Source organism: Dactylosporangium sp. NPDC005572 (assembly GCF_040605515.1).
Lineage (GTDB): Bacteria > Actinomycetota > Actinomycetes > Mycobacteriales > Micromonosporaceae > Dactylosporangium.
In genome coordinates, this window is sequence record NZ_JBEXCY010000141.1 from 1 (window position 1) to 23,655 (window position 23,655).

Below are 23,655 nucleotides of genomic sequence, written 5' to 3' on the forward strand. Positions count from 1 at the left end.
TTATTGAAGGATGCGGACCCGGTGGTTGTTGTAACACCGGAGTTGCTGCGTGAGGCGGCGGCAGACGCAGACGCGGGTGCGGACGCGGGTGCGGGTGCGGGTGCGGGTGCGGGTGCGGGTGTCGAGCTTCGGTCGGTGTTGCTTCCGTCGGCGTTGGATCCTCGATCGGCTGCGTATCTGATCTATACGTCGGGTTCGACGGGTAGGCCGAAGGGTGTGCTGGTTGAGCATGCCTCGTTGCGGAACTTGTTTGACCATCATCGGGCGCGGTTCATGCAGCGATCCCGAATTCGTGCGGCGTTGTCTGCGGCGACGGTGTTCGACACCTCCTGGGAGGGGGTGTTGTGGCTCGTCGCTGGGCATGAGTTGCATCTGCTGGATGATGAAACTCGGCGTGATCCGGCGATGTTTGTTGCCTACGTCGTCGAGCACCGCATCGACTTCCTGGACATCACTCCGTCGCTGGCCGGCCCACTCGTCGATGCTGGGCTCCTCGCCGAAGGCTCAGAAGGCTCAGAAGGTTCCGAAGGCTCAGAAGGCTCAGAAGGTTCCGTGGGCTCCGAAGGCCGGCACCGGCCGGCGCTCGTCGCGCTCGGTGGTGAGGCCGCCGACCCCCGGATCTGGACCGCGCTGCGGGACGCGCCGGGCACCGTTGGGGTCAATCTGTACGGGCCGACCGAGTGCACTGTTGACACCCTGCTGGCGTGGGTTGCTGATACCGATACGCCTTCGGTCGGTCGACCGACCGATAACACCCGGGCCTACGTTCTGGACCAGTGGTTGCGGCCTGTGCTGCCTGGGGTTGCTGGTGAGCTTTACCTTTCCGGGGCCCAGCTCGGGCGTGGGTATCTCGGCCGCGCCGGGCTGACGTCGGTTCGGTTTGTTGCTGATCCGTTCCGGGTTGGGGAGCGGATGTATCGGACCGGGGATGTGGTACGCCAGGCCATCGACGGGTCGCTGGAGTTTGTTGGGCGGGCCGATGATCAGGTGAAGATCCGTGGGTTCCGGATCGAACCTGGCGAGGTTGCTGCCGTCATTGGGGAGCATCCCGATGTCAGGCAGGTTGTTGTGCTTGCCGTTGATGGGCGGCTGGTCGCCTACGTGGTCGGGGACGTCACCGGGTTGCGGGAGTTCGCTGCCTCGCGGCTGCCCGAGCATCTGGTGCCAGCTGCCTTTGTAGGGCTTGAGCAAATGCCGGTCACCGTCGCTGGGAAAGTTGATCGCAGAGCGTTGCCCGCTGCCGACTTCGGTGGGCTTGTCGGTGGCGACGCTCCCCGGACGCCTGCCGAAGCCACCCTTGCCGGGCTGTTTGCCGAAGTGCTCGGGCTGCCCGGCGTCGGGGTCGAGGACAGCTTCTTCACGCTCGGTGGGGACAGCATCGTCAGCATCCAGCTTGTCGCGCGGGCCCGGGCGGCTGGGGTGCGGATCACGCCGCGGCAGGTGTTTGAGTTGCGGACCGTTGCCGCGCTTGCCTCCGTTGCGGTCGCCGATGAAGCGCCTAGGGGTGCTGTCGCCGGGAGTGGGGTCGGGGAGCTGCCCGACACCCCGATGCTCGCCTGGCTGCGAGAGGCCGGGGCATCCGGGCGGTACAGCCAGTCGATGGAGCTTCTTGCCCCCGACGGGCTCACCCTGGATCGGCTCCGTGCCGTTGTCCAGGTGCTGCTCGATCGGCATGATCTGCTTCGCGCCACCCGTACGGCCACGGGGCTCACCGTTCCGCCGCCGGGCAGCGTCCCCGCCGCGCGGGTTGTCCGGGTCGGCGCCGCCGGCGGCGGGCTCGACCCCGACCGAGGGGTCATGCTCGACGTCGTCCACGACGGCGACCGGGTGCGGGTTGCCATCCATCACAGCGTCGTCGACGGGGTGTCGTGGCGGATCCTGCTCGGCGACCTGGCCGTCGCCTGGGCTGCCGTCGTCGATGGGCGGGCGCCCGAGCTTCCCGGCGGCGGGACCTCGTTCCGGGAGTGGGCCGACGGGCTCGTCGCCGCCGCTCAGGACACCTCGCAGCTCGACTATTGGCTGGGGGTGACGGGTAGCGAGGCCGAACCGCCGATCGGCCGGCGGGCCGTCGACCCCGCCCTGGACACCGTCGCCAGCGCCCGCACCGTCGTCGTCGAGCTTCCGGAAGCGCGCATCCCGAGCGCGCCCCACGCCACCGTCGCCGACCTGCTGCTCGCCGCGCTGGCCCGCGCCGTCACCCGGCGGACCGGGCGGAACGACGTGCTCGTCGAGCTCGAAGGGCACGGGCGGGAGGAGCACCTCGTGCCCGGCAGCGACCTCAGCCGTACCGTCGGCTGGTTCACCACCGAGTATCCGGTCCGGCTCAACCCGCAAGGGAACGCCGTCAAACAGGTCAAGGAGCAGCTGCGGGCCGTCCCCGACCGCGGCGCGCGGTACGGGCTGCTCCGGTGGCTCAACCCCACGACCCGAGCCGAACTGCAACGAAGGCCGGAGCCGCAGATCCTGTTCAACTACCTCGGCCGGGTAAGCGACACACCACAGGAACAGGGCGCCTGGACGCCGGTCGGGGGGCTCGGCGGCGACGCCGACCCGGCCATGCCCCTCACGAAAGCCCTGGAGATCAACGCCGAGATCGTCGGTGACCGGCTCGTCGCCGCCATCACCTACCCGGACGGCGTGTTCGGCGAGTCCGACGTCAGGGCACTCGCCGACGACTGGTTCGCGACACTGTCCACACTGGACGGAAGCGGCCGGACGCCGAGCGACCTCACGCTGCCCGGGCTCGGCCAGGACGAGGTCGACGCGCTCGAGCGGCGCGACGGCGGGCTCGCCGACGTGTGGCCGCTGTCGCCGCTGCAGGAAGGCCTCGTGTTCCTGGCGGCCGTGGCCGGGGACGTCGACCCGTACGTCGTCCGGCAGGAGATCGACCTCGCCGGGCCCCTCGACCCGCAGCGGCTCCGCGCCGCCGGCCAGGCCCTGCTCGACCGGCACGACACGCTGCGGGTCTCGTTCGTCCCCGGGCCCGGCGGCGCCCTCCGCCAGGTCGTCAGCGAACGGGTCGAGCTGCCCTGGAGCGACGAGGACGACGACGGCCGGCCGTTCGACCTCGCCGCGCCGCCGCTGCTGCGGATGAGCCTGCTGCGCACCGGTCCGGACCGGCACCGGCTCGTCCTCGTCAACCACCACGCGATCCTCGACGGCTGGTCGACGCCGCTGGCCGTCCGCGAACTGTTCGACCTCTACGCCGGCCGTGACCTCCCCGCCCCCCGCAGCTACCGGGACTACCTGCGCTGGCTCGGCGCCATCGACCGTACCGCGGCCAAGGCAGCCTGGCGTGCCGCGCTGTCCGGGCTCGACCAGGCCACCCTGGTCGCCCCCACCGCGACCGCCGCCCTCGCCGCCCGGCCCGGCCAGCTCGAACGCGAGCTGCCGATCGAGGTCACCGAGCGGCTCGTCGCGCTGGCCCGGGACCGGCAGGTCACCCTGAACACGATCGTCCAGGCGGCCTGGGCGGTACTCCTGGTGCAGCTCACCGGCCGCACCGACGTCGTCTTCGGCACCACCGTGTCCGGGCGCCCGGCGCAGGTGCCGGGGGTCGAGGACATGATCGGCTTCTTCATCAACACGCTCCCCGTCCGCGTGCCGCTCGACCCGGCCGAGCCGTGGACCGCGCTGCTCGACCGGATGCGCGACGACCAGGCCCGGCTCCTCGACCACCAGCACCTGCCGCTCACCGACGTGCAGCGACTCGCCGGCCACGACGGGGGCGCGCTGTTCGACACGCTCACCATCTTCGAGAGCTACCCCCTCGACGCCGCCGGCCTCGACGCCGCGACCGGCGGGGGCGGCCTGCGGATGACCGGCGTGACCGGCGACGACGCGCCGCACTACCCGCTCACCCTGGCCGTCGCGCCCGGCGAGCGGCTGCGCCTCGGCCTCGCCTACCGCACCGACGTCTTCACCGGCGGCGCCGCCGAGGAGGTGCTCGACCGGTACGGCGCGCTGCTCGCCGAGCTGGCCGCCGCCCCGGCGACCCCCGTCGGCCGGGCGCTCCCGGCGCCCGCCGACACGCCGGACACCGCCCACCCGGTGCCCGACACGACGCTGCCGGCGCTGTTCGCGGCGCAGGTCGCGCGCACGCCTGACGCCGTCGCGCTCGTCGACGAGCACGCGACGCTCACCTACGCCGAGCTCGACGCGCGCGTCGGCCGGCTCGCCGCCCGGCTCCGCGAGCGGGGCGCCGGGCCGGAGACGGTGGTCGCCGTCGCGCTCCCCAGATCGATCGACCTCGTTGTCGCCCTGCACGCCGTGCACCGCGCCGGCGCCGCCTACCTGCCGCTCGATCCTTCGCACCCGAAGGAGCGCAACGGCTACCTGCTCGCCGACTCGGGCGCCACGATCGTCGTCACACCCGACAACGCGCACGAGGAACCCGGTACGCCCGCAGCGTGGGTCGACGTGCCGGGCGACGCGGCCGCGTACGTCATCTACACCTCCGGCTCCACCGGCCGGCCCAAGGGCGCCACCGTCAGCCATCGGGCCATCGTCAACCGGCTGCTGTGGATGCAGGAGGTGTACCGCCTGTCACCCGGCGAGCGGGTCCTGCAGAAGACCCCGGCCGGCTTCGACGTGTCCGTCTGGGAGTTCTTCTGGCCCCTGCTCACCGGGGCCACCCTGGTCGTCGCGCGACCCGACGGGCACCGCGACCCGGCGTACCTCGCCGGCCTGATCCGCCGCGAGCGGGTCACCACCGTCCACTTCGTCCCGTCGATGCTCCGCGCGTTCCTGGCCGACGCCGACGCGCAGGACCTGCCGCTCAGGCGGGTCATCTGCAGCGGCGAGGCCCTGCCGGCCGACCTGGCCCGCCGGTTCGGCGCGGTGCTGCCCGGCGTCGAGCTGCACAACCTGTACGGCCCGACCGAGGCCGCCGTCGATGTCACCCAGCACGCCGTGGACACCGCCGCCGACGCGACGACCGTCCCCATCGGACGGCCGGTGTGGAACACCCGGCTGCACGTGCTCGACCCGTGGCTGCGGCCCGTCCCGCCCGGCGTCACCGGCGAGCTGTACCTCGGCGGCGTCCAGCTCGCCCGCGGGTACCTGCACCGGCCCGGCCTCACCGCCCAGCGGTTCGTCGCCGACCCGTTCGGCGGGCCGGGCGACCGGCTGTACCGCACCGGTGACCTCGCCCGGGTCGTGGACGGCGCCCTGCAGTACCACGGCCGCACCGACGACCAGGTGAAGATCCGCGGCCTGCGGGTCGAGCCAGGCGAGATCGAGGCCGCGCTCACCGCCCTGCCCGGGATCACCGCCGCCGCCGTCGTGGCCCGCACCGACGGCCCCGCCGTGCGGCTCGTCGCCTACCTCGTCGGCGCGGGACCCGCCGACCCGGCCGCCGAGCTGGCCCGCACGTTGCCCGAGCACCTCGTGCCGGCCGCGTTCGTGCGCCTCGACGAGCTGCCGCTCAGCCCGAACGGCAAGCTCGACCGCCGCCGGTTGCCCGCGCCCGACTTCGCCGGGAAGGCGGGCGACGACGCCCCGCGCAACGAGGCCGAGACCGTCCTCGCCGGACTCGTCGCCGACGTGCTCGGCCTGCCGCGGGCCGGGGTGCGGGACAGCTTCTTCGCCCTCGGCGGCGACAGCATCCTGGCGCTGCAGCTCACCGCCCGCGCCCGGGCCGCCGGCTGGCGGATCACCGCGCGGGACGTCTTCGACCGGCCCACGGTCGAGGGCCTCGCCGCCGTGGCCGAGCGCGTCCCGGAGGAGGCCCGCGATGCGGCCGAAGGATGGGGTTTCGTACCGGCGACGCCCGTCATGCTGGAGCTCGACGCGGCCGACCCGCGGCTCAGCCAGTCGCTGCTCGTGCGGGTGCCGGCGGGGCTCACCGCGGCCGAGCTGACCGAGCGCCTGCAGGCCCTGCTCGACCGGCACGACCTGCTGCGCGCCCGGTGGACCGGCACCGGCCTGGACGTGCCGCCGCCCGGGGCGGTCGACGCGGCCGGCCTGCTCGACGCGGCGCTCGACCCGGCCGCCGGCCGGATGCTGAGCGCGTCGCTCGACGGCGACCGGCTGCGGCTCACCGTGCACCACCTCGCCGTCGACGCCGTGTCATGGCCGCTCGTCCTGGCCGACCTGGCGGGCTCCGGCACGCCCCCGGGCACGCCGTTCCGGGCCTGGGCCCGGGCGCTCGAGGCGCAGGCCGGCCGGCGCGCGGCCGAGCTGCCGTACTGGCGGTCCCAGTTCGACGGCCCCGAACCGCTGTTCGCCGACCTGGAACTGCAGCCGGAGGACACGCTCGGCACGCTCGACCAGGTGACCGTCCGGGTCGCCGCCGACGTCACCGGGGTCGCCGCGGCGTACCGCGCGACCGTCCAGGACGTGCTGCTCGCCGGCCTGGCCGCCGCCGCACCCGGCCGGGACCTGCTCGTCGAGCTGGAGGGCCACGGCCGCGAGGAGGCGCTGCTGCCGGGCGCCGACCTGTCGCGAACCGTCGGCTGGTTCACCACGATCCGGCCGCTGCGGCTGCCCGCCGGGGCCGGGCTGAAGCTGGTCAAGGAGCTGGTGCGGGCCGCACCCGACGGCGGCATCGGCTACGGCCTGCTCCGCCACCTCAACCCGGCCACGTCGGCGCCGCTCGCCGCGCTGCCGACGCCGCCGATCCAGCTGAACTACCTGGGCCGCGCCCAGGGCGCGGGCGACGCGGCCCCGTGGACGCCCGTTCCCGGCGAGGCACCCCGCGGCGACGCGGGCGACGACCTGCCCGCCCGCCACGCCCTCGCCGTCGAGGCGTCCATCGTGGACGGTCGGCTGGAGATCTCGGCCGTGTACCCGCACCGGGTGCTCACCGAGCCGGCTGTGCGGGCGCTGCTCGACGCGTGGGCCGCGGCGCTGGACGAGCTGGCCGGCACACCCGGCGGCCTCACCCCGTCGGACGTGCTCGCCCCCGTCGACCAGGACGGGCTCGACGAGCTGTCCGCGCGGTACCCCGGCCTCACCGACGTGCTGCCCCTCACCCCGCTCCAGGAGGGCCTGTACTACCTGCACGCGCTCGACGCCGCCGGCGACGTCTACACCGTCCAGCAGCAGCTCGACCTCGACGGCGCCCTCGACGAGCCGCGGCTCGCCGCCGCCGCCCGCACCCTGCTCGACCGCCACCCCAACCTGCGCGCCGCGTTCACCACGACCGCGGCCGGCGTGCCGGTCCAGGCGATCCCCGGGCCCCTCGCGCCGCCGTGGCGGGCCGAGGACCTCACCGGCCGGCCCGAGGCCGAGCGCCGCGCGGCAGCCGACCGGCTCGCCGACGCCGAGCGGGCCGCGCCGTTCGACCCGGCCGCGCCGCCGCTGCTGCGGTTCCTGCTGCTGCGCCTCGGCGCCGACCGGCACCGGCTCGTCCTCACCCAGCACCACCTGCTCGTCGACGGCTGGTCCGGCCCGCTCGTCGCCCGTGAGCTGTTCGCCGCGTACGCCGGGACGCTGCCCGCGCCGGCCCGCCCGTACCGCGACTTCCTCGCCGGCCTTGCCGCCGCCGACACCGCCGCGGCCGTCGCCGCCTGGCGTGACGCGCTCGCCGGGCTGACCGAGCCGACGCTCGTCGCGCCCGGCGCCACCGGCACCGGCGGCCTGCCGGGGGAGGTCACCGCCGAGCTGCCCGCCGCGACGGCCGCCCTCGCCAGGGCGCACGGCCTCACCCCGAACACGCTCGTCCAGGGCCTGTGGGCGGTGCTGCTCGGCCGGCTCACCGGCCGCGACGACGTCGTCTTCGGCGCCACCGTCGCCGGCCGGCCGCCGGAGATGGGCGACACGATCGGCCTGTTCATCAACACCGTCCCGGTCCGGGTCCGGCTCAGCCCGGGCGAGACCTGGGCCGGCTTCCTCGGCCGGCTCCAGGCCGAGCAGGCCGCGCTCCTGGACCACCAGCACCTCGGGCTGGCCCGCATCCAGCAGCTCACCGACGCCGGCGCGCTGTTCGACACGCTCGTGGTCTTCGAGAGCTACCCGGTCGACCAGGAGCGGCTCGACGAGAGCCAGCGCGCGGCCGGCCTGAAGCTCGCCGGGGTCACCGGCCGCGACGCCACCCACTACCCGCTCACCCTGGTCGCCGCGGACGACGACGGCCTGCACCTGGCCCTGGAGTACCGCCCGGACCTCTTCGACGCGGCGACCGCGCGCCTGCTGCTCGACCGCCTGGTGGCCCTGGCCGCGGAGGTCGTCGCCGACTTCGGCCGGCCGACCGACCGGACGGACGCCCTCACCACGGCCGAACGCCACCGCATCCTCGTCGAGTGGAACGCCGGGGAACTGCCGGTCGAGCCGGCGACCCTGCCCGGCCTGGTGCGCGGGTGGGCGGACCGGACCCCCGACGCGACCGCGCTCGTCGTCAATTCGAGGATCTGGTCGTACCGCCGGCTCGCTCAGGACGCCGACCGCGTCGCCGCCGCCCTCGCCGCCGTCCAAGCCGGGCCGGGGACGATCGTCGCGCTGCTGCTGCCCCGCGGCGAGCACATCGTCCCGGCCATCCTCGGCGCGATGGCGTCCGGCGCCGCGTACCTCCCGATCGACCCCGAGTACCCGCCGGCCCGCGTCGCCGCCATGCTCGACGACGCCCGCCCGGTGGTGACGCTCGCCGACCGGTCCACCGTGGACCTGCTGCCGCCCGGCACCCCGGTCCTCGACCTCGACGGCCCACTGCCGGACGGGCCGGTGCCGGCGGGGCCCGGCCCCGACCACCCCGCGTACGTCATCTACACCTCCGGCTCCACCGGCCGGCCCAAGGGCGTGCTCGTGCCGCACCGGACCGTGGTCAACCTGTTCCACAGCCACCGGCACCGCATCCTCGGCCCGGCCGCGCGGCGGCTCGGCCGGCCGCTGCGGGTCGCGCACAACTGGTCGTTCGCGTTCGACGCGTCGTGGCAGCCGCTGCTCGCCCTGCTCGGCGGCGACGAGCTGCACCTGGTCACCGACGAGCCGCGGCGCGACCCGCGGCTGCTCGCCGCGCTGCTGCGCGACCGCGGCATCGACGTCGTCGAGCTGGCGCCGTCGCACCTCGAGCAGGTGCTCGCGGCCGGCTTCGACGCCGCCGGCCTGGCGGTGCTCGGCGTGGGCGGCGAGGCGGTACCGGATCCACTGTGGACCGCCCTGGCGGCGCTGCCGGACACGGAGTCCTACAACTTCTACGGCCCCACCGAATGCACGGTGGATGCCGTCGTACAGCGGGTCAAGGAGGTGCCGCGGGCCATCATCGGCCGCACGGTCGCCAACACCACCGCCTACGTCCTCGACGCCCGGTTGCGGCCCGTGCCACCCGGCGTCGCGGGGGAGCTGTACCTCGGCGGCGCCCAGCTCGCGCTCGGCTACCTGCGGCAGCCCGGCCTCACCGCCGGCCGCTTCGTCGCCTCCCCGTTCCCGGGCGTCCCCGGCGCCCGCCTGTACCGCACCGGCGACGTCGTGCGCTGGACGCCCGACGGCCGGCTCGACTACCTGGGCCGCGCCGACGACCAGGTGAAGATCCGCGGGCACCGGGTCGAACCGGGCGAGGTCGCCGCCGCCCTCGCCGGCCACCCGCGGGTGCGCCAGGCGGTGGTCGTCGCCGACGGCGGCCGGCTGGTCGCCTACGTCGTCGGCGACGCCGACGACGTGGACGGCGCCGGGCTGCGCGCCTGGGCCGGACAGCGGCTGCCCGCCCACCTCGTGCCGGCCGCGGTCGTACCGATCCCGGCCGTCCCGCTCACCGTCAACGGCAAGCTCGACCGGGCCGCGCTGCCCCGGCCGTCGTACGCCGCCGGCCGCCCGCCCGCCGGCCCCCGCGAGGAGCGGCTCGCCGCGCTGTTCGCCGAGGCACTCGGCCTCGACCGGGTCGGCGCCGACGACAGCTTCTACGACCTCGGTGGCGACAGCATCGCGGCGATGCGCCTGACCAGCCGGGCCCGCGCCGCCGGGATCGAGCTGCGGCTGCGCGACCTGGTCGAGCTGCAGACCGTCGAGAAGCTCGCGGAGGTGGCCGCATGACCCCGGCGAACGTGCTGCGGTGGGCGCTGCGGCGCTCCGCCCGTGGCGTGGGAGCGTCGTGGGTCGGCGGCCTGGGGTACCAGACCGGCCTGATCCTGCTGCCCTGGTGCCTCGGCCGGGCGCTCGACGCCGGCATCACCACCGGCGACCGGCGGGCCCTGCTGCTGTGGGCCGGCGCCGCCCTCGCCGTGTCCGCCGGCCTCACCGGCGCCGAGTTCGCGATGCGCTGGTGGTCGACGCTCGCCGCCGTGCGCACCGGCAACGCCCTCCTGCTGCGGCTGGCCGGGCGGGTGCTCGGCTGGGACGCCACGACCGCGCACCGCTTCTCGGCCGGCGACCTCGTCGTGCGGGCCACCCGCGACGTCGAGACGGTCGTGGTCTGGCTGTCGACGGTGCCGTCGCTGGCCAGCGGCCTGCTCGGGTTCGTGGCCGTCATCGCGGTCGTAGCCACCCTGGACCCGCTGCTGGCGCTGGTCGGGCTGGCCACGGTGCCGCTGCTCGTGGTGGTCAACCTGTGGTACCCGCGCCGCTACGAACGCGCGAACGCGGCCCTGTCGGCGGCCCACGGCGCCCGCGCCGACGCCGTCGAGGATCTCCTCTCCGCCAGTACCGCGGTCCGCGGCCTCGGCGGCGAGACCGTCCTCGTCGAGCGCCACCACGCGGCCAGCGCCACCGTCCGCGACCGCACCCTGGCCCTGGCCCGCGTCGCCGCCGCCTGGTCGGCGCACGCACCGTTCGTACCGTGGCTCGCGACGGCGGTCGGCGTCGCCGCCGGCGGCCTGGCGGTGCTCGACGGCCGGTTCTCGGTCGGCGGCCTGGTCGCCTTCGCCAGCTGGATGATGCTGCTCGGCCGGCAGGTCATGATGCTCACGTTCCGCTTCAACCAGCTGGGCGACGCCTGGACGGCGGCCGGCCGCATCGGCGCGGTCCTCGACGCCGCCCCGGCGCTGAAGGACCCCGCGGACCCGGTGAAGTTGTCCACGACCGGCGCGCTGCGCGCCGAGGACCTCACCGTGGAAACCGAGGGGCGGACGTTGCGGCTGCCCCGCCTCGCCGTCGAGCCCGGGGAGTTCGTCGCCGTCACCGGGGCGGTCGGGACCGGGAAGTCGACGCTGCTGCGGCTCCTCGCGCGGCTGGCCGACCCGGCGACGGGACGGGTGACGTACGGCGGCACCGACCTGCGCGACGCCGCCCTCGACGACGTCCGGGCGGCCGTCACGCTGGTGCCGCAGCGGCCGCTGCTGCTGTCCGGCACGATCGAGGACAACCTGCGGCTCGGGCGGGCCCGGATCAGCGACGCGGACCTGCGGGAGGCGTGCCGGGTCGCGGCGATCCTCGACTTCGTCGAGTCGCTGCCCGGTGGGTTCGGCACCGAGATGGGGGAGCGGGGCAGCGCCGTCTCCGGCGGCCAGCTGCAGCGCCTCGCCCTCGCGCGTGGCCTGCTGCGGGGTGCCCGGGTCCTGCTGCTCGACGACGTGACCTCGGCCGTCGACGGGGCCACCGAGCGCCGCATCCTCGACGGCCTGCGCGGCCTGGGCGTCACGATCGTGTTCGCCACCTCCCGCCCGGCCGTGGTGGCCGCCGCGGACCGCGTCGTCGACCTGGAGAACACCGAGGAAACCGCGGGGGAGCTGGTGGGGCGTGGCTGACGTGCGCATGCTCAGCGAGGAGCCGGACCAGCGGCAGGTGCTCCGCCGCGCCTGGCCGCACCTGCGACCGCACCGCCGGGCGATCGGCGCCGCCGTCGCGGTCAACCTCCTCTCCACCCTCGCGCTGGCGCTCGTGCCGGTGCTCATCGGGCGGGCCGTCGACCGGCTCCTCGACCACGACCGCCACGGGCTGCTGGTCGCCGCCGGCGCGGTCCTCGGCCTGGTGGTCGCGCGGATGCTGCTGCTGCGCGCGTCCGAGGTGCTGCTCACGAAGGCGGGTGAGCGGGTCGTCCACGGCCTGCGGGACCTCGTCGTGCAGCGGCTCGGCAGCACCCCGCTGCGGTTCCTGGAGGCCCACCGCGGCGGCGACCTGCTCCAGCGCTCCACCGTCGAGGTCGCCGAGCTGGCCACGTTCGTGCGCAGCCAGCTGCCCGACCTCATCTCGCTCGGCGGCTACCTCGTCTTCACCACGATCGTCCTGATCGGTTCGTCGTGGCAGCTGTCCGCCCTGCTCCTGGTCGTGTTCGCACCGCCGATGTGGCTGCTCGCCCGGATCTTCCGGCGGGCCGCCGGGCGCGCCTATCCGGCCGAGGCCGCCGCCCAGGCCACCGTCGCCGCCACGTTCGCCGAGAGCCTCCAGGCGCGCGAGCAGCTCCAGCTCGACGGCGCGACCGGCGCCTGGCTGGCGCGGCTGCGGGCCGACGCCGACGGCTACCACGCGACCGCCCGCACCGCCCAGCGCGCTGCCACCTGGATCGACGGCACCTGGATCGTGCAGGGCCTCACGACCGCCGCCCTGCTCGTCGGCGGCGGCCTGCTCGCCGGGGCCGACGTGGTGACGGTCGGCGTCGTGGTGACGTTCGTGCTCGCCAGCCGCGACCTGTTCAGCTCGGTCGACGACTTCACCCTCGTCGCCGGGGAGCTGCTGGAGTCGCGCACCGGCCTGGCCCGGCTGCTCGACCTGCTGGACGCCACCGCGCCCGTCGCCGAGCATCCCGGGCCGGCGACGAAGAAAAAGGGCCTCACCGCCGAGGGCGTCACCTACGCCTACCGCGGCGGCCACCCGGTCCTGCACGACGTGACCGTCCACTTCGGACCGGGCGAGCACGCCGGCCTCGTCGGCGAGACCGGCTCCGGCAAGACGACCCTGGCCAAGCTGCTCTGCGGCCTGTACCGGGCCGACGCCGGCACCGTCCGCCTCGACGGCGCCGACCTGGCCGCGCTCGATCCGGGCGAGCTGCGCCGGCGGCTCGTGCTCATCCCGCAGCAGGTGCACCTCATCGGCGGCACGCTCGCCGACAACCTGGCCCTCACGCCCGGCCGGCCGGCGCGGGACGACTTCGCGCGGGCCGCCGACCGGCTCGGGCTGACCGGCTGGGTCGCCGGGCTGCCCGGCGGGTTCGAGGCCGACCTCGGCCGGCGCGGCGAGCGGCTCTCGGCCGGGGAGCGGCAGCTCGTCGGGTTGCTGCGGGCCGCGATGATCGACCCCGAGGTACTGATCCTGGACGAGGCCACCGCCGACCTCGACCCGGCGACGGCGCACCGCATCGAGGCCGCCCTGGCCCGGCTGCGCGAGGACCGCACGGTGCTCGTCATCGCCCACCGGCAGACCACCATCGACCGCCTGCCCCGCGTCGTGCGCCTGCACGCGGGCCGGGTCGTCGCGGAGACCGTCCTGGAGGAGCAATGCCGCTGATCGACGGCCTGCACTACGAGGAGCGCGGCGCCGGCCCGGCCGTGCTGCTCATCGCCGGCACCGGCGCCCGCGGCCGCACCTGGCACCTGCACCAGGTGCCGGCGCTCGTGGCGGCCGGCTACCGGGTGGTCACGTTCGACACCCGGGGCATCCCGCCGAGCGACACCCCGCCCGTGGTCACGGCGGCCGGCCAGGTCGCCGACGCGATCACCCTCATCGAGCGGCTCGGGCTGGGCCCGTGCCGGGTCGCCGGCTCGTCGATGGGCGCCCGGATCGCCGCCGAGGTCTGCCTGCAACGGCCGGACCTGGTCGACCGGGCGGTGCTCATGGCCGTGTTCGGCGGCCGGAACGTGTTCCGCCAGGCCATGGAGGACGCCGAGCGGGCGCTCCAAGGCAGGATGCTGCCCCCGGAGTACAGCGCGATGGTCCGCGCCGCCCTGAACCTCTCACCCCGCACGATCGCCGACGACCGGCAGGCCCGCGACTGGCTCGACGTGTTCCAGCTCCCCGCGCCCGGCGGCGACGGGGCCACCCGGCTGGAGCTCGGCGCCGACGTCGACCGCCTCGACGCCTACGCCGGGATCACCGTTCCCTGCCTGGTGGTCGGGTTCGCCGACGATCTCATCGCGCCGGCCGCGGGCTGCCAGGAGGTCGCCAAGGCCATCCCCGGCGCCCGCTACGCCGAGATCCCCGACGCCGGCCACTACGGCTACCTCGAACAGCCCGCCCGGCTCAACGCCGAGCTGCTCGCCTTCCTGAAGGAGACCGCATGAGCATCGCCCGAGAGGTCGAACTCGTCTGGCACGACCTCACCCCACGGCTGCTGGAGGTCCGCCGGGTGCACCGGCTCACCCCGCGCATGGTCCGCGTGACGCTGGGCGGCGAGCAGCTCGACGGCTTCCGCTACGGCGCCCCCGACGACCACGTGAAGGTCTTCTTCCCCCAGCCGGGCGCCGGCCTGCCGGTCATGCCGACGCTCGGCGAGGACGGCCTGGAACCGCCGCCGCCCGGCTCGCCGCTGCCGACCTACCGCGACTACACCGTGCGGTACCTGCGCCCCGAGCAGCGCGAGCTGGACATCGACTTCGCCCTGCACGGTCACGGCCCGGGCGCGTCGTGGGCGGCGAAGGCGGCGCCCGGCGACCGGGTCGGGATCCTCGGCCCGCGCGGCTCGAACGTGGTGCCGTTCAATTTCGACTGGTACCTCCTCGGCGCCGACGAGACCGCCCTGCCCGCCCTCGCCGCGTGGCTGGAGCAGCTCCCCGACGGCGCGACCGTGCTCGCGTTCGTCGAGGTCGCCGACGCCGGCGAGGAGCAGGAGCTGGCGACGAAGACCGCGGCCACCGTCCGCTGGCTGCACCGCGACCGGGGCGAGTCGCTCGGGACCGCGATCCCGGCGGCCGCGCTGCCCGCGGGCGACGGCTACGCCTGGGTCGCCGGCGAGGCCACCGGCCTCAAACCCATCCGCCGCCACCTGCGCGGCCTCGGCCTGAACCGCGACTGGCTGGAGATCGATGGCTACTGGAAGCGCGGCACCGTGAACCTGGACCACCACGAGGACGACGATGAGTAACCCGGTACCCAGCCTCGACCCACACGCCCTGCTGGTCTTCCTGCTCCAGGCGGCGCTGTTGCTGCTCGTCGCGCTCGCGCTGGGCCGGCTCGCCACCCGGTTCGGCCTGCCGGCCCTCGTCGGCGAGCTGCTCACCGGCGTCATCCTCGGCCCGTCGCTGCTCGGGGCGCTCGCGCCGGGCGCCCTGTCGTTCGTGCTGCCGGCCGACGCCGACCAGCTGCACCTGCTCGACGCGGTCGGCCAGTTCGGCGTGCTGCTGCTCGTCGGCCTCACCGGCGCGCAGCTCGACGTGGCCATGCTGCGCCGCCGCGGCGCCACCGGCGTGCGGGTCAGCCTCGGCGGGCTGCTCATCCCGCTCGCCCTCGGCATCGGCGCCGGGTTCGTCGTCCCGGCCGCGCTGCTCACCGACAGCTCCGAGCGCGAGGTCTTCGCCCTGTTCCTCGGCGTCGCCATGTGCGTCACCGCGATCCCGGTGATCGCCAAGACGCTCGCCGACATGGGCCTGCTGCACCGCGACATCGGCCAGCTGACCCTCGGCGCCGGCATGGTCGACGACGCCGTCGGCTGGTTCCTGCTGTCGGTCGTGTCGGCCGCGGCCACCACCGGCGTGCACGCGGGCACGGTCACGCTCTCCGTGGTGTACCTGCTGGGCTTCGTCGCCGCCGCGCTGCTCGTCGGCCGCCCGCTCGTCCGGTGGGCGCTGCGGCTGGCCGGCCGGGCCGGGGACGGCGGCCCCCGGGTCACCGTCTCGGTCGTGATCATCCTGCTCGGCGCGGCGGCCACCCACGCGATGAAGATGGAGGCGCTGTTCGGCGCGTTCGTCGCGGGCATCCTCATCGGCCTGGTCCGCGCCGAGGACGAACGCCGCCGGGCGGCGCCCGGGGACGCCGCCGTCGACCTGCACGTCGAGCCGGAGACCCCGCGGGCCGGGCGCGGCGTGTGGCAGGACCTCCTGCCGCTGCGGACCGTCGTGCTGTCGGTGCTCGCGCCGCTGTTCATGGCGACCGCGGGCCTGCGGATGGACCTGACCGCCCTCGCCGACCCCAAGGTGCTCGTCGCGGCCGTCGCGCTGCTCGCCATCGCGATCGTCGGCAAGTTCACCGGCGCCTACCTCGGTGCCCGGCTCAGCCGGCTGACGCACTGGGAGGGCATCGCGCTCGGCGCCGGGATGAACGCCCGCGGCATCGTCGAGGTCGTCGTCGCCACCACGGGCCTGCGGCTCGGCGTGCTGTCGATCGCGACGTACACCGTCGTCGTCCTCATCGCCGTCGTCACCTCGGTCATGGGCCCGCCGATCCTGCGCCGCGCCATGGCCCGCGTCGAGCAGACGCAGGCCGAGGCCGAGCGCGAGCTGGCCCTCGCCGGGAGGTCGTCATGACCGGTCCGGAGCGCAGCGGAGGGGCCGGTCATCAGGGGCTCAGCGTGGAAGGCATGCGGCTGGAGCGAAGCGGAGGCCGCATGACCGCGCTGGTCACCGGGGCGGGGCAGGGGATCGGGCGGGCGGTCGCGCTCGCGTTCGCGGCCCAGGGCGTGGCGGTGGCCGCGGCCGACCGCGACCCCAAGGGCGTCGAGGGCCACCCGGGCATCACCCCGTACGTGACCGACGTCGCCGACGCCCGGCAGGTGGACGCGCTCGTCGACGAGGTCGAGCGCACCGGGCCGATCGGGGTGCTCGTCAACGTCGCCGGGGTGCTGCGCCCGGGGGCCGTGGTCGACTACGCCGACGACGACTGGGCGGCCACGTTCGCGGTCAACGCCACCGGGGTCTTCCACGCCAGCCGGGCCGTCGCCCGGCGGATGATCCCGCGGCGCGCCGGCGTCATCGTGACCGTGTCGTCGAACGCGGCCGGCGTCCCGCGCGCCGGCATGGCCGCGTACGCCGCGTCCAAGGCGGCCGCCACCCACTTCACCAAGAGCCTCGGGCTCGAGCTCGCGCGGTACAACATCCGCTGCAACGTCGTCGCGCCCGGCTCGACCGACACCGCCATGCAGCGCGCGCTCTGGACCGGCGACGGGCCGGCCGCCGTGATCGCGGGCGACCCCGACGCGTTCCGGGTGGGGATCCCGCTCGGCCGCATCGCGGAGCCGGAGGACATCGCCGACGCCGTGCTCTTCCTCGCCTCGGACCGGGCGCGGCACATCACCATGCACGACCTGTACGTCGACGGCGGCGCCACGCTGCGCGCCTGAGCGCCGCCGCCCGAAGGGAGAACCCCGCGTGACCACCCTGTCAGCCGCGACGACAGCGGCCGAGCTGCTCGCCGGCTACCGCCCCGGCAGCTCGTCGCTGTTCGCCTCGCCCCGCGGCACCCTCCTCGCCGAGGGCACCTACTTCGCGGTGCCGCCGTCCGGCCGGCCCGACGGACAGGCCGACCTGGCACGGCGCGTCGAGGCCGTGCTCGGCGTCGCCGAGGCGGCCGGCCACGAGGTCCGCACCGTCGTCGGCGCCGTGCCGTTCGCGCCCGGCGCCGCCGCGCAGCTCGTCGTGCCGCAGCGGCTGCGCCGGGGCGGCCCGCCAACCGCTCAGTCCATAGTGGACTTCCCGGTGACCGTCGCCGGCGTCCGGCCGGTGCCGTCGCCGGACCGCTACGCCGCCGCCGTCGCCGAGGCGGTCCGGCAGATCCGCGCCGGCGCCTACACGAAGGTGGTGCTGGCCCGGTCCCTGCGGGTCGACGCGCCCGGCTTCGACCCGGCCCCGGTGGTGCGGGCCCTCGCCGCCCGGGAGCCCGGCGGGTACACCTTCGGCGTCGACCTCGGCGCCGGCCGCACGCTCCTCGGCGCCAGCCCCGAGCTGCTCGTCTCCCGGCGCGGCCGGACCGTCACCGCCAACCCGCTCGCCGGGTCCGCCGCCCGCAGCGCTGACCCGGTCGAGGACCACCGCCGCGCCGCCGCGCTGCTGCGCTCGGCCAAGGACCGGCACGAGCACGCGGTGGTGAGCGAGGCGGTCGCCGAAGCGCTGCGCCCGTACTGCACCGAGCTCACCGTGCCGGCCGAGCCGTCGCTCGTCGGCACCGCCACGATGTGGCACCTGTCCACCCTGGTCACCGGCACGGTCGCCGACCCGGCCGTGTCCGCGCTGACCCTCGCGACCGCGCTGCACCCGACGCCCGCGGTGTGCGGCACGCCGACCGCCGCCGCCCGCGCCGCGATCGCCGAGCTGGAGCCGTTCGACCGGGGCCTCTACACCGGCCTCGTCGGCTGGGTCGACGCGACCGGCGACGGGGAGTGGGCGGTCACCATCCGGTGCGCCACCGCCGACCCGGGCGGCCTCGACCTGTTCGCCGGCGCGGGCGTGGTGGCCGACTCCGAACCGGCGGCCGAGCTCGCCGAGACGACCGCCAAGCTCGGCACGATGCTCGCGGCGCTCGGCCTCGACCGCCAGGAGCGCTCCGATGTGGCCTGAGGAGTTCATCCGGCGGTACCGGGAGCGCGGCTACTGGACCGGCCAGACCTTCGACGACCTGCTGCGCGAGCGGGCGTCCACGCACGGCGACCGGGTCGCGGTCGTCGACGGCGAGCGGCACGTCACCTACCGGGAGCTGCGCGACAACGCGCTGCGCCTGGCCGCCGGCCTGCACCGCCTCGGGGTGCGCCGCGGCGACCGGGTCGTCGTGCAGCTGCCCAACGCCGCCGAGTACTTCGACGTCATCTTCGCCCTGTTCCGCCTCGGCGCGCTGCCGGTCTTCGCGCTGCCCGCCCACCGCTCGGCCGAGATCGGCTACTTCTGCGCCCACACCGAGGCGGTCGCGTTCGTCACCACCGACGTCCACGAGGGCTTCGACCACCGCACCCTCGCCGCCGTGGCGGGGTCGGCGACGGTGATCGTCGCCGGGGACCCCGGCGATCACGTCGCGCTGGCCGGCCTCTACGACCCGCCGGGCGCCCTGCCGCCCGGGCCGTGGCCCGGCGAGACCGCGTTCCTGCAGCTCTCCGGCGGCAGCACCGGGCTGCCGAAGCTCATCCCGCGCACCCACGACGACTACCTCTACAGCGTGCGGGCCAGCGCCGAGATCTGCGGCCTCACCGCGGACAGCGTCTACCTGGCCGTGCTGCCGGTCGCGCACAACTTCACGATGTCCTCGCCGGGGGTGCTCGGGGTGTTCCACGCGGGCGGCCGGGTGGTGCTCGCCCGGCGTCCGGATCCGGCGACGGTACTGCCGCTGATCGCCCGCGAGCGGGTGACGATCACGGCTGTCGTGCCGCCGCTGGCGCTGCTCTGGCTCGACGCGGTGACCGACCGGTCGGACCTGTCCAGTCTCGACGTGTTGCAGGTCGGCGGCGCCAAGCTGTCCAGCTCCGTCGCCGAACGGGTCACCCCGGTCCTCGGCTGCCGGCTGCAGCAGGTGTTCGGCATGGCCGAGGGCCTGGTCAACTACACCCGCCTCGACGACCCCGACGACGTCGTCCTGCACACCCAGGGCCGGCCCATCTCGCCCGACGACGAGCTGCTCGTCGTCGACGACGACGACCGGCCGGTCGAGCCGGGCACGGTCGGGCACCTGCTCACCCGCGGCCCGTACACGATCCGCGGCTACTGGCGGGCCGACGAGCACAACCACACCGCGTTCACCGCCGACGGCTTCTACCGCACCGGCGACCTGGTCCGGGTGCGCGACGACGGCTACCTCGTCGTCGAGGGGCGGGCCAAGGACCAGATCAACCGGGGCGGGGAGAAGATCGCCGCCGAGGAGGTCGAGAACCACCTCCTGACCCACCCGGCCGTGCACGACGCGGCCGTCGTCGCGGTGCCCGACCCGTACCTCGGCGAGCGCAGCTGCGCCTTCGTCGTCGTCCGGGCCGGCAGCGGCACGGACGCGACGGCCCTGACGCTGCCGGTCGTGCGCCGCTACCTGCGGGAGCGCGGCCTCGCGGGGTACAAGATCCCGGACCGGCTCCAGGTCCTCGACGCGTTCCCGATCACCGGCGTCGGCAAGGTCAGCCGGCGCGAGCTGCGCGCCGCGCTGCGCTCCCTGCAGGAAGGCTGAACCATGCTGCCCCGAATCACCCCGTACCCCGTCCCGACCGGCTTCGGCCTCGCCCGGTCCAAGGTGGACTGGCGGCCCGACCCGGCCCGCGCCGCGCTGCTCGTCCACGACATGCAGCGGTACTTCCTGGCCCCGTTCGGCACCGCCGACCGGGCGCTGCTGGCCCGGGTCGTCGACAACATCGCGGTGCTGCGCAAGCACGCCCACGAGCTCGGCATGCCCGTCGTCTACTCGGCCCAGCCGGGCGGCCAGGGCCGCGCCGAACGCGGCCTGCTGCAGGACTTCTGGGGCGACGGGCCGCCGCCGGACCCGCAGGCCCTGGCCATCGTCGAGGCGCTGACGCCCGGACCGCACGACGTCCTGCTGACCAAGCGCCGCTACAGCGCCTTCGTCGGCACGCCCCTGGCATCGATCCTCGGCGATCGCGATCAATTGATCGTGACTGGTGTCTACGCGCACATCGGGGTGCTCGCCACCACCCTCGACGCGTTCATGCGCGACCTGCAGCCGTTCGTGGTCGCCGACGCCGTCGCGGACTTCAGCCCGGCGCACCACCGCGACGCCCTGCGCCACGTCGCCGACCGCTGCGGGGTGGTGGCCACGGCCGCCGAGGTCACCGAGTGCCTCCTCGCCGCCGACGCCGGCCGCCCGTGACCCGCCCACCGAAAGGCCATCCCATGAACTCCACGGTGTACGACCTGGTCGGCATCGGTTTCGGGCCGTCGAACCTGGCCCTCGCCATCGCGATCGAGGAGCACAACGCCCGCTCCGACACGCCCGTCTCCGCCGTGTTCGTGGAGAAGCAGGAGCGGTTCGGCTGGCACCGCGGCATGCTCTTCGAGGACGCCACCATGCAGGTGTCGTTCCTCAAGGACCTCGTGACCATGCGCAACCCGTCCAGCGACTACAGCTTCGTGTCGTACCTGCACGCCCAGGGCCGCCTCGCCGAGTTCATCAACTACAAGTCGATGTACCCGCTGCGGGTGGAGTTCCACGACTACCTGGAGTGGGCCGCGAACCGGGTCGGCGTGCCGGTCCACTACGGCCACACCGTCACCGACGTGGTGCCGGTGGAGGGCGGCGAGCTGGTCGACGTCGTCGCCGGCGGCCGCGTCCTGCGGGCCCGCAACGTGGTCGTCGCGGTCGGCCTGGAGGCCACCCTGCCGCCCGGCGTGGTGGCGTCCGAGCGGGTGTGGCACAACCTCGACCTGCTGCACCGGGCCGGCGCGTTCGAGGTCGAGCGGCCGCAGCGGTTCGTCGTCGTCGGCGCCGGCCAGAGCGCCGCCGAGTCGGTCGCGTACCTGCACGACCGGTTCCCGTCCGCCGAGGTCTGCGCGGTGTTCTACCGCTACGGCTTCAGCCCGGCCGACGACAGCAACTTCGTCAACGGCATCTTCGACCCGCGGGCCGTCGACCTGTACTTCGACGCGCCGGCCGACGTCAAGCGGATGCTGTTCGACTACCACCGCAACACGAACTACTCGGTCGTGGACGGCGACCTCATCGAGGACCTGTACCGCCGGTCCTACCGCGAGCAGGTGCTCGGCCACCGCCGCCTGCGGATCCTCAACGCCTCCCGGGTCGCCGAGCTGACCCCGCGGCCTGACGGCGTCACCGCCGTCGTCGAGCACCTGCCGACCGGCGACCGCACGGCGCTGACCGCCGACGCGATCGTCTACGCCACCGGCTACCGCCCGGTCGACGCCGTGTCGCTGCTCGGCCGGGCCGGGCCGCACTGCCTGCGCGACGACGAGCGGCTGCTGCGGGTCGGCCGCGACTACCGGGTGGCGACCGGCGAGGGCCTGCGGGCCGGCGTGTACGTGCAGGGCGGCACCGAGCACTCGCACGGCATCACGTCGACGCTGCTGTCGGCGGTGGCGGTACGGGCGGGTGAGATCGTCGCGTCGGTCGCCGCCAACCGGCTTCCGCTCGTGGTCGCTGATAGCGTTCTCGTGTGACGCTTCCGGTCCTCCCCGGGTTCCACCCCGACCCGTCGGTCTGCCGGGTCGGGGAGGACTACTACCTGGCGAACTCGTCGTTCGAGTATCTGCCCGGGGTGCCGATCTCCACCAGCCGCGACCTGCTGCACTGGCGCCGGATCGGCCATGCCCTCGACCGGCCCGGCCAGCTCCCGCCGCCCGCCGGCACCGGCAGCAGCGGCATCTACGCGCCGACGCTGCGCCACCACGGCGGCCGGTTCTGGATGATCACGACGGACGTCGCCCGCTTCGACGCCGGTCACCTCATCGTGTGGGCGGAGGACCCGGCCGGCCCGTGGAGCGACCCGGTCTTCACGACGGGCGCGGTCGGCATCGACCCCGACCTCACCTGGACCGACGACGGCACCTGCTACCTGACGTGGTGCGGCGAGGGCATCCAGCAGGCCCGCGTCGACCCGTCGACCGGCGCGCTGCGCTCGGCGCCGGAGCGGCTCTGGAGCGGCACCGGGCTCGCCCATCCCGAGGGCCCGCACCTGTACCGCCGCGGCGGCTACTGGTACCTGGTGCTGGCCGAGGGCGGCACCGAGCGCGGCCACACCGTGGCGGTCGCCCGGTCCCGGGACATCTCGGGCCCGTTCGAGCCGCACCCGGCCAACCCGGTCCTCACCCACCGCAGCACGACCCACCCGGTCCAGAACACCGGCCACGCCGACCTCGTCGAGCTCCCCGACGGCTCCTGGGCGATGGTGTACCTCGGTGTGCGCCCCCGTGGCGGCACCCCGATGTTCCACGTCAACGGCCGCGAGACGTTCCTGGCCGGCATCCGGTGGGACGGCGACTGGCCGTTCGTGGAGGAGTCCCGCTTCGACGTCCCGGTGGTGCCGACGGCCTTCGACGACGACTTCGCGGTGCTGGACCCGCGGTGGATCGCCCTGGGCGACCACCCGTCGGCGTTCACGTCGGTGGGCGACGGTCTGACGCTGGCTCCGGGGGAGGGTTTCCTGGGCGTCCGCGCGGCCGACCCGTGGTGGCAGGCCTCCGCCTCGGTGACGTCCCCGGCCGCCCGCCTCGCGCTGCGCCTGGACGCCCGGCACCACGTGAGCGTGGCACTGTCGGACGGGACGCTGACCGCGTCGGCGACGGTCGGCCAGCTGACCCAGACCCTCGCGGCGGCCCCGGCACCTTCGCCGGTGACCCTGGCCATCCGCACGGTCCCGCCCCCGGACGGCCTCGGCCCCCTCGCGCCCCCGGACCTGATCGAGCTGGGCCACGTCGGCGCCGACGGCTTCGTGGCATTGGCGTCGTTCGACGGCCGCTACCTGTCCACGGAGGTGGCCGGCGGCTTCACCGGCCGCGTGATCGGCTTCGACCGCCTGCCGGTGCCGACGACGGTCCGCCGCTTCACCTACGGCGCGCACTGACCGCGCGGTCCGCTACCTGCAGCTGCTCATCGACGGACTCCGGCCGTCACCGGCCGCCGGCGACCTCGGCCGGCCGCTCACCCCGGACGACGTCGACGCCCTGGCCCAGCACTGGCTGCCCAGCGTCCAGCCGCGTCGCTGAAGGCCCCGAAGCCCGCCCGCCGCCTCTGCTCGGCTGCGGGTGGGCCGGTGAGTGCTACACCGCTGCTCGTGGGGTGGCGGGGCCGCCGCACCACTCCCCAGCGCGGCGGCCCCTGGACCCGCGGTCGCCACCCGCGGCTCCCGTCGGTCGAAAGGGCGGCAAGCCTCGGCGCCGCGTTACCGGGACGGAGATGGCCGGGCGGGGCGGGGTGCCCGTGCCGGCGCCGATGAAGTTGGGCTGGGTCCTTCCTGGCGTGGGTTCCGCCCTCGTGGGTGGCGCCTGC

12 protein-coding genes and 1 pseudogene are annotated in these 23,655 nt (G+C 75.1%); all 13 read left to right on the forward strand.

All coding sequences use genetic code 11. The features are described 5' to 3' along the window. Nucleotides 1-135: 135 nt before the first annotated feature. Nucleotides 136-1,413 (forward strand): annotated as a pseudogene (locus tag ABZS66_RS42640) (non-ribosomal peptide synthetase); the annotation flags it as partial. A 384-nt stretch (nucleotides 1,414-1,797) separates the two neighbouring features. Next, nucleotides 1,798-9,966, forward strand: a complete 8,169-nt coding sequence (locus ABZS66_RS42645; protein ID WP_354768211.1) for an amino acid adenylation domain-containing protein — start codon at nucleotides 1,798-1,800, stop codon at nucleotides 9,964-9,966. Then, complete coding sequence (locus ABZS66_RS42650) at nucleotides 9,963-11,615, forward strand: ABC transporter ATP-binding protein (protein WP_354768177.1); 1,653 nt, start codon at nucleotides 9,963-9,965, stop codon at nucleotides 11,613-11,615. The genes ABZS66_RS42645 and ABZS66_RS42650 overlap by 4 nt, the downstream gene beginning before the upstream one ends. After that, complete coding sequence (locus tag ABZS66_RS42655) at nucleotides 11,608-13,311, forward strand: ABC transporter ATP-binding protein (protein ID WP_354768179.1); 1,704 nt, start codon at nucleotides 11,608-11,610, stop codon at nucleotides 13,309-13,311. Before ABZS66_RS42650 ends, ABZS66_RS42655 begins: the two co-directional genes overlap by 8 nt. Then, entirely contained in the window at nucleotides 13,302-14,084 is a 783-nt protein-coding gene (locus ABZS66_RS42660; RefSeq protein WP_354768181.1) for an alpha/beta fold hydrolase, read from the forward strand. The genes ABZS66_RS42655 and ABZS66_RS42660 overlap by 10 nt, the downstream gene beginning before the upstream one ends. Continuing rightward, a complete protein-coding gene (locus tag ABZS66_RS42665; RefSeq protein WP_354768183.1) occupies nucleotides 14,081-14,884 on the forward strand; it encodes a siderophore-interacting protein in 804 nt (267 codons plus the stop codon). The genes ABZS66_RS42660 and ABZS66_RS42665 overlap by 4 nt, the downstream gene beginning before the upstream one ends. Then, nucleotides 14,877-16,262 (forward strand): cation:proton antiporter, encoded by a 1,386-nt coding sequence (locus tag ABZS66_RS42670; RefSeq protein ID WP_354768185.1) that lies wholly within the window; start codon nucleotides 14,877-14,879, stop codon nucleotides 16,260-16,262. The genes ABZS66_RS42665 and ABZS66_RS42670 overlap by 8 nt, the downstream gene beginning before the upstream one ends. Before the next feature lie 80 nt (nucleotides 16,263-16,342). After that, nucleotides 16,343-17,074, forward strand: a complete 732-nt coding sequence (locus tag ABZS66_RS42675) for a 2,3-dihydro-2,3-dihydroxybenzoate dehydrogenase (protein ID WP_354768187.1) — start codon at nucleotides 16,343-16,345, stop codon at nucleotides 17,072-17,074. Between the two features lie 28 nt (nucleotides 17,075-17,102). Next, nucleotides 17,103-18,287 carry an isochorismate synthase gene (locus ABZS66_RS42680; RefSeq protein WP_354768189.1) on the forward strand — a complete coding sequence of 395 codons (1,185 nt, stop codon included), beginning with the start codon at nucleotides 17,103-17,105 and terminating at the stop codon, nucleotides 18,285-18,287. Continuing rightward, nucleotides 18,277-19,869, forward strand: coding sequence for a (2,3-dihydroxybenzoyl)adenylate synthase (locus ABZS66_RS42685; RefSeq protein WP_354768191.1), 1,593 nt, complete (start codon nucleotides 18,277-18,279; stop codon nucleotides 19,867-19,869). Before ABZS66_RS42680 ends, ABZS66_RS42685 begins: the two co-directional genes overlap by 11 nt. 3 nt (nucleotides 19,870-19,872) lie before the next feature. Continuing rightward, on the forward strand, nucleotides 19,873-20,523 hold the full coding sequence (locus tag ABZS66_RS42690; RefSeq protein WP_354768193.1) for an isochorismatase family protein: 651 nt from the start codon (nucleotides 19,873-19,875) through the stop codon (nucleotides 20,521-20,523). A gap of 23 nt (nucleotides 20,524-20,546) precedes the next feature. Continuing rightward, complete coding sequence (locus ABZS66_RS42695) at nucleotides 20,547-21,827, forward strand: SidA/IucD/PvdA family monooxygenase (protein WP_354768195.1); 1,281 nt, start codon at nucleotides 20,547-20,549, stop codon at nucleotides 21,825-21,827. Continuing rightward, the gene (locus tag ABZS66_RS42700; protein ID WP_354768197.1) at nucleotides 21,824-23,230 is read left to right on the forward strand and encodes a family 43 glycosylhydrolase; all 1,407 of its coding nucleotides are present in this window, start codon (nucleotides 21,824-21,826) and stop codon (nucleotides 23,228-23,230) included. The genes ABZS66_RS42695 and ABZS66_RS42700 overlap by 4 nt, the downstream gene beginning before the upstream one ends. Nucleotides 23,231-23,655 lie beyond the last annotated feature (425 nt).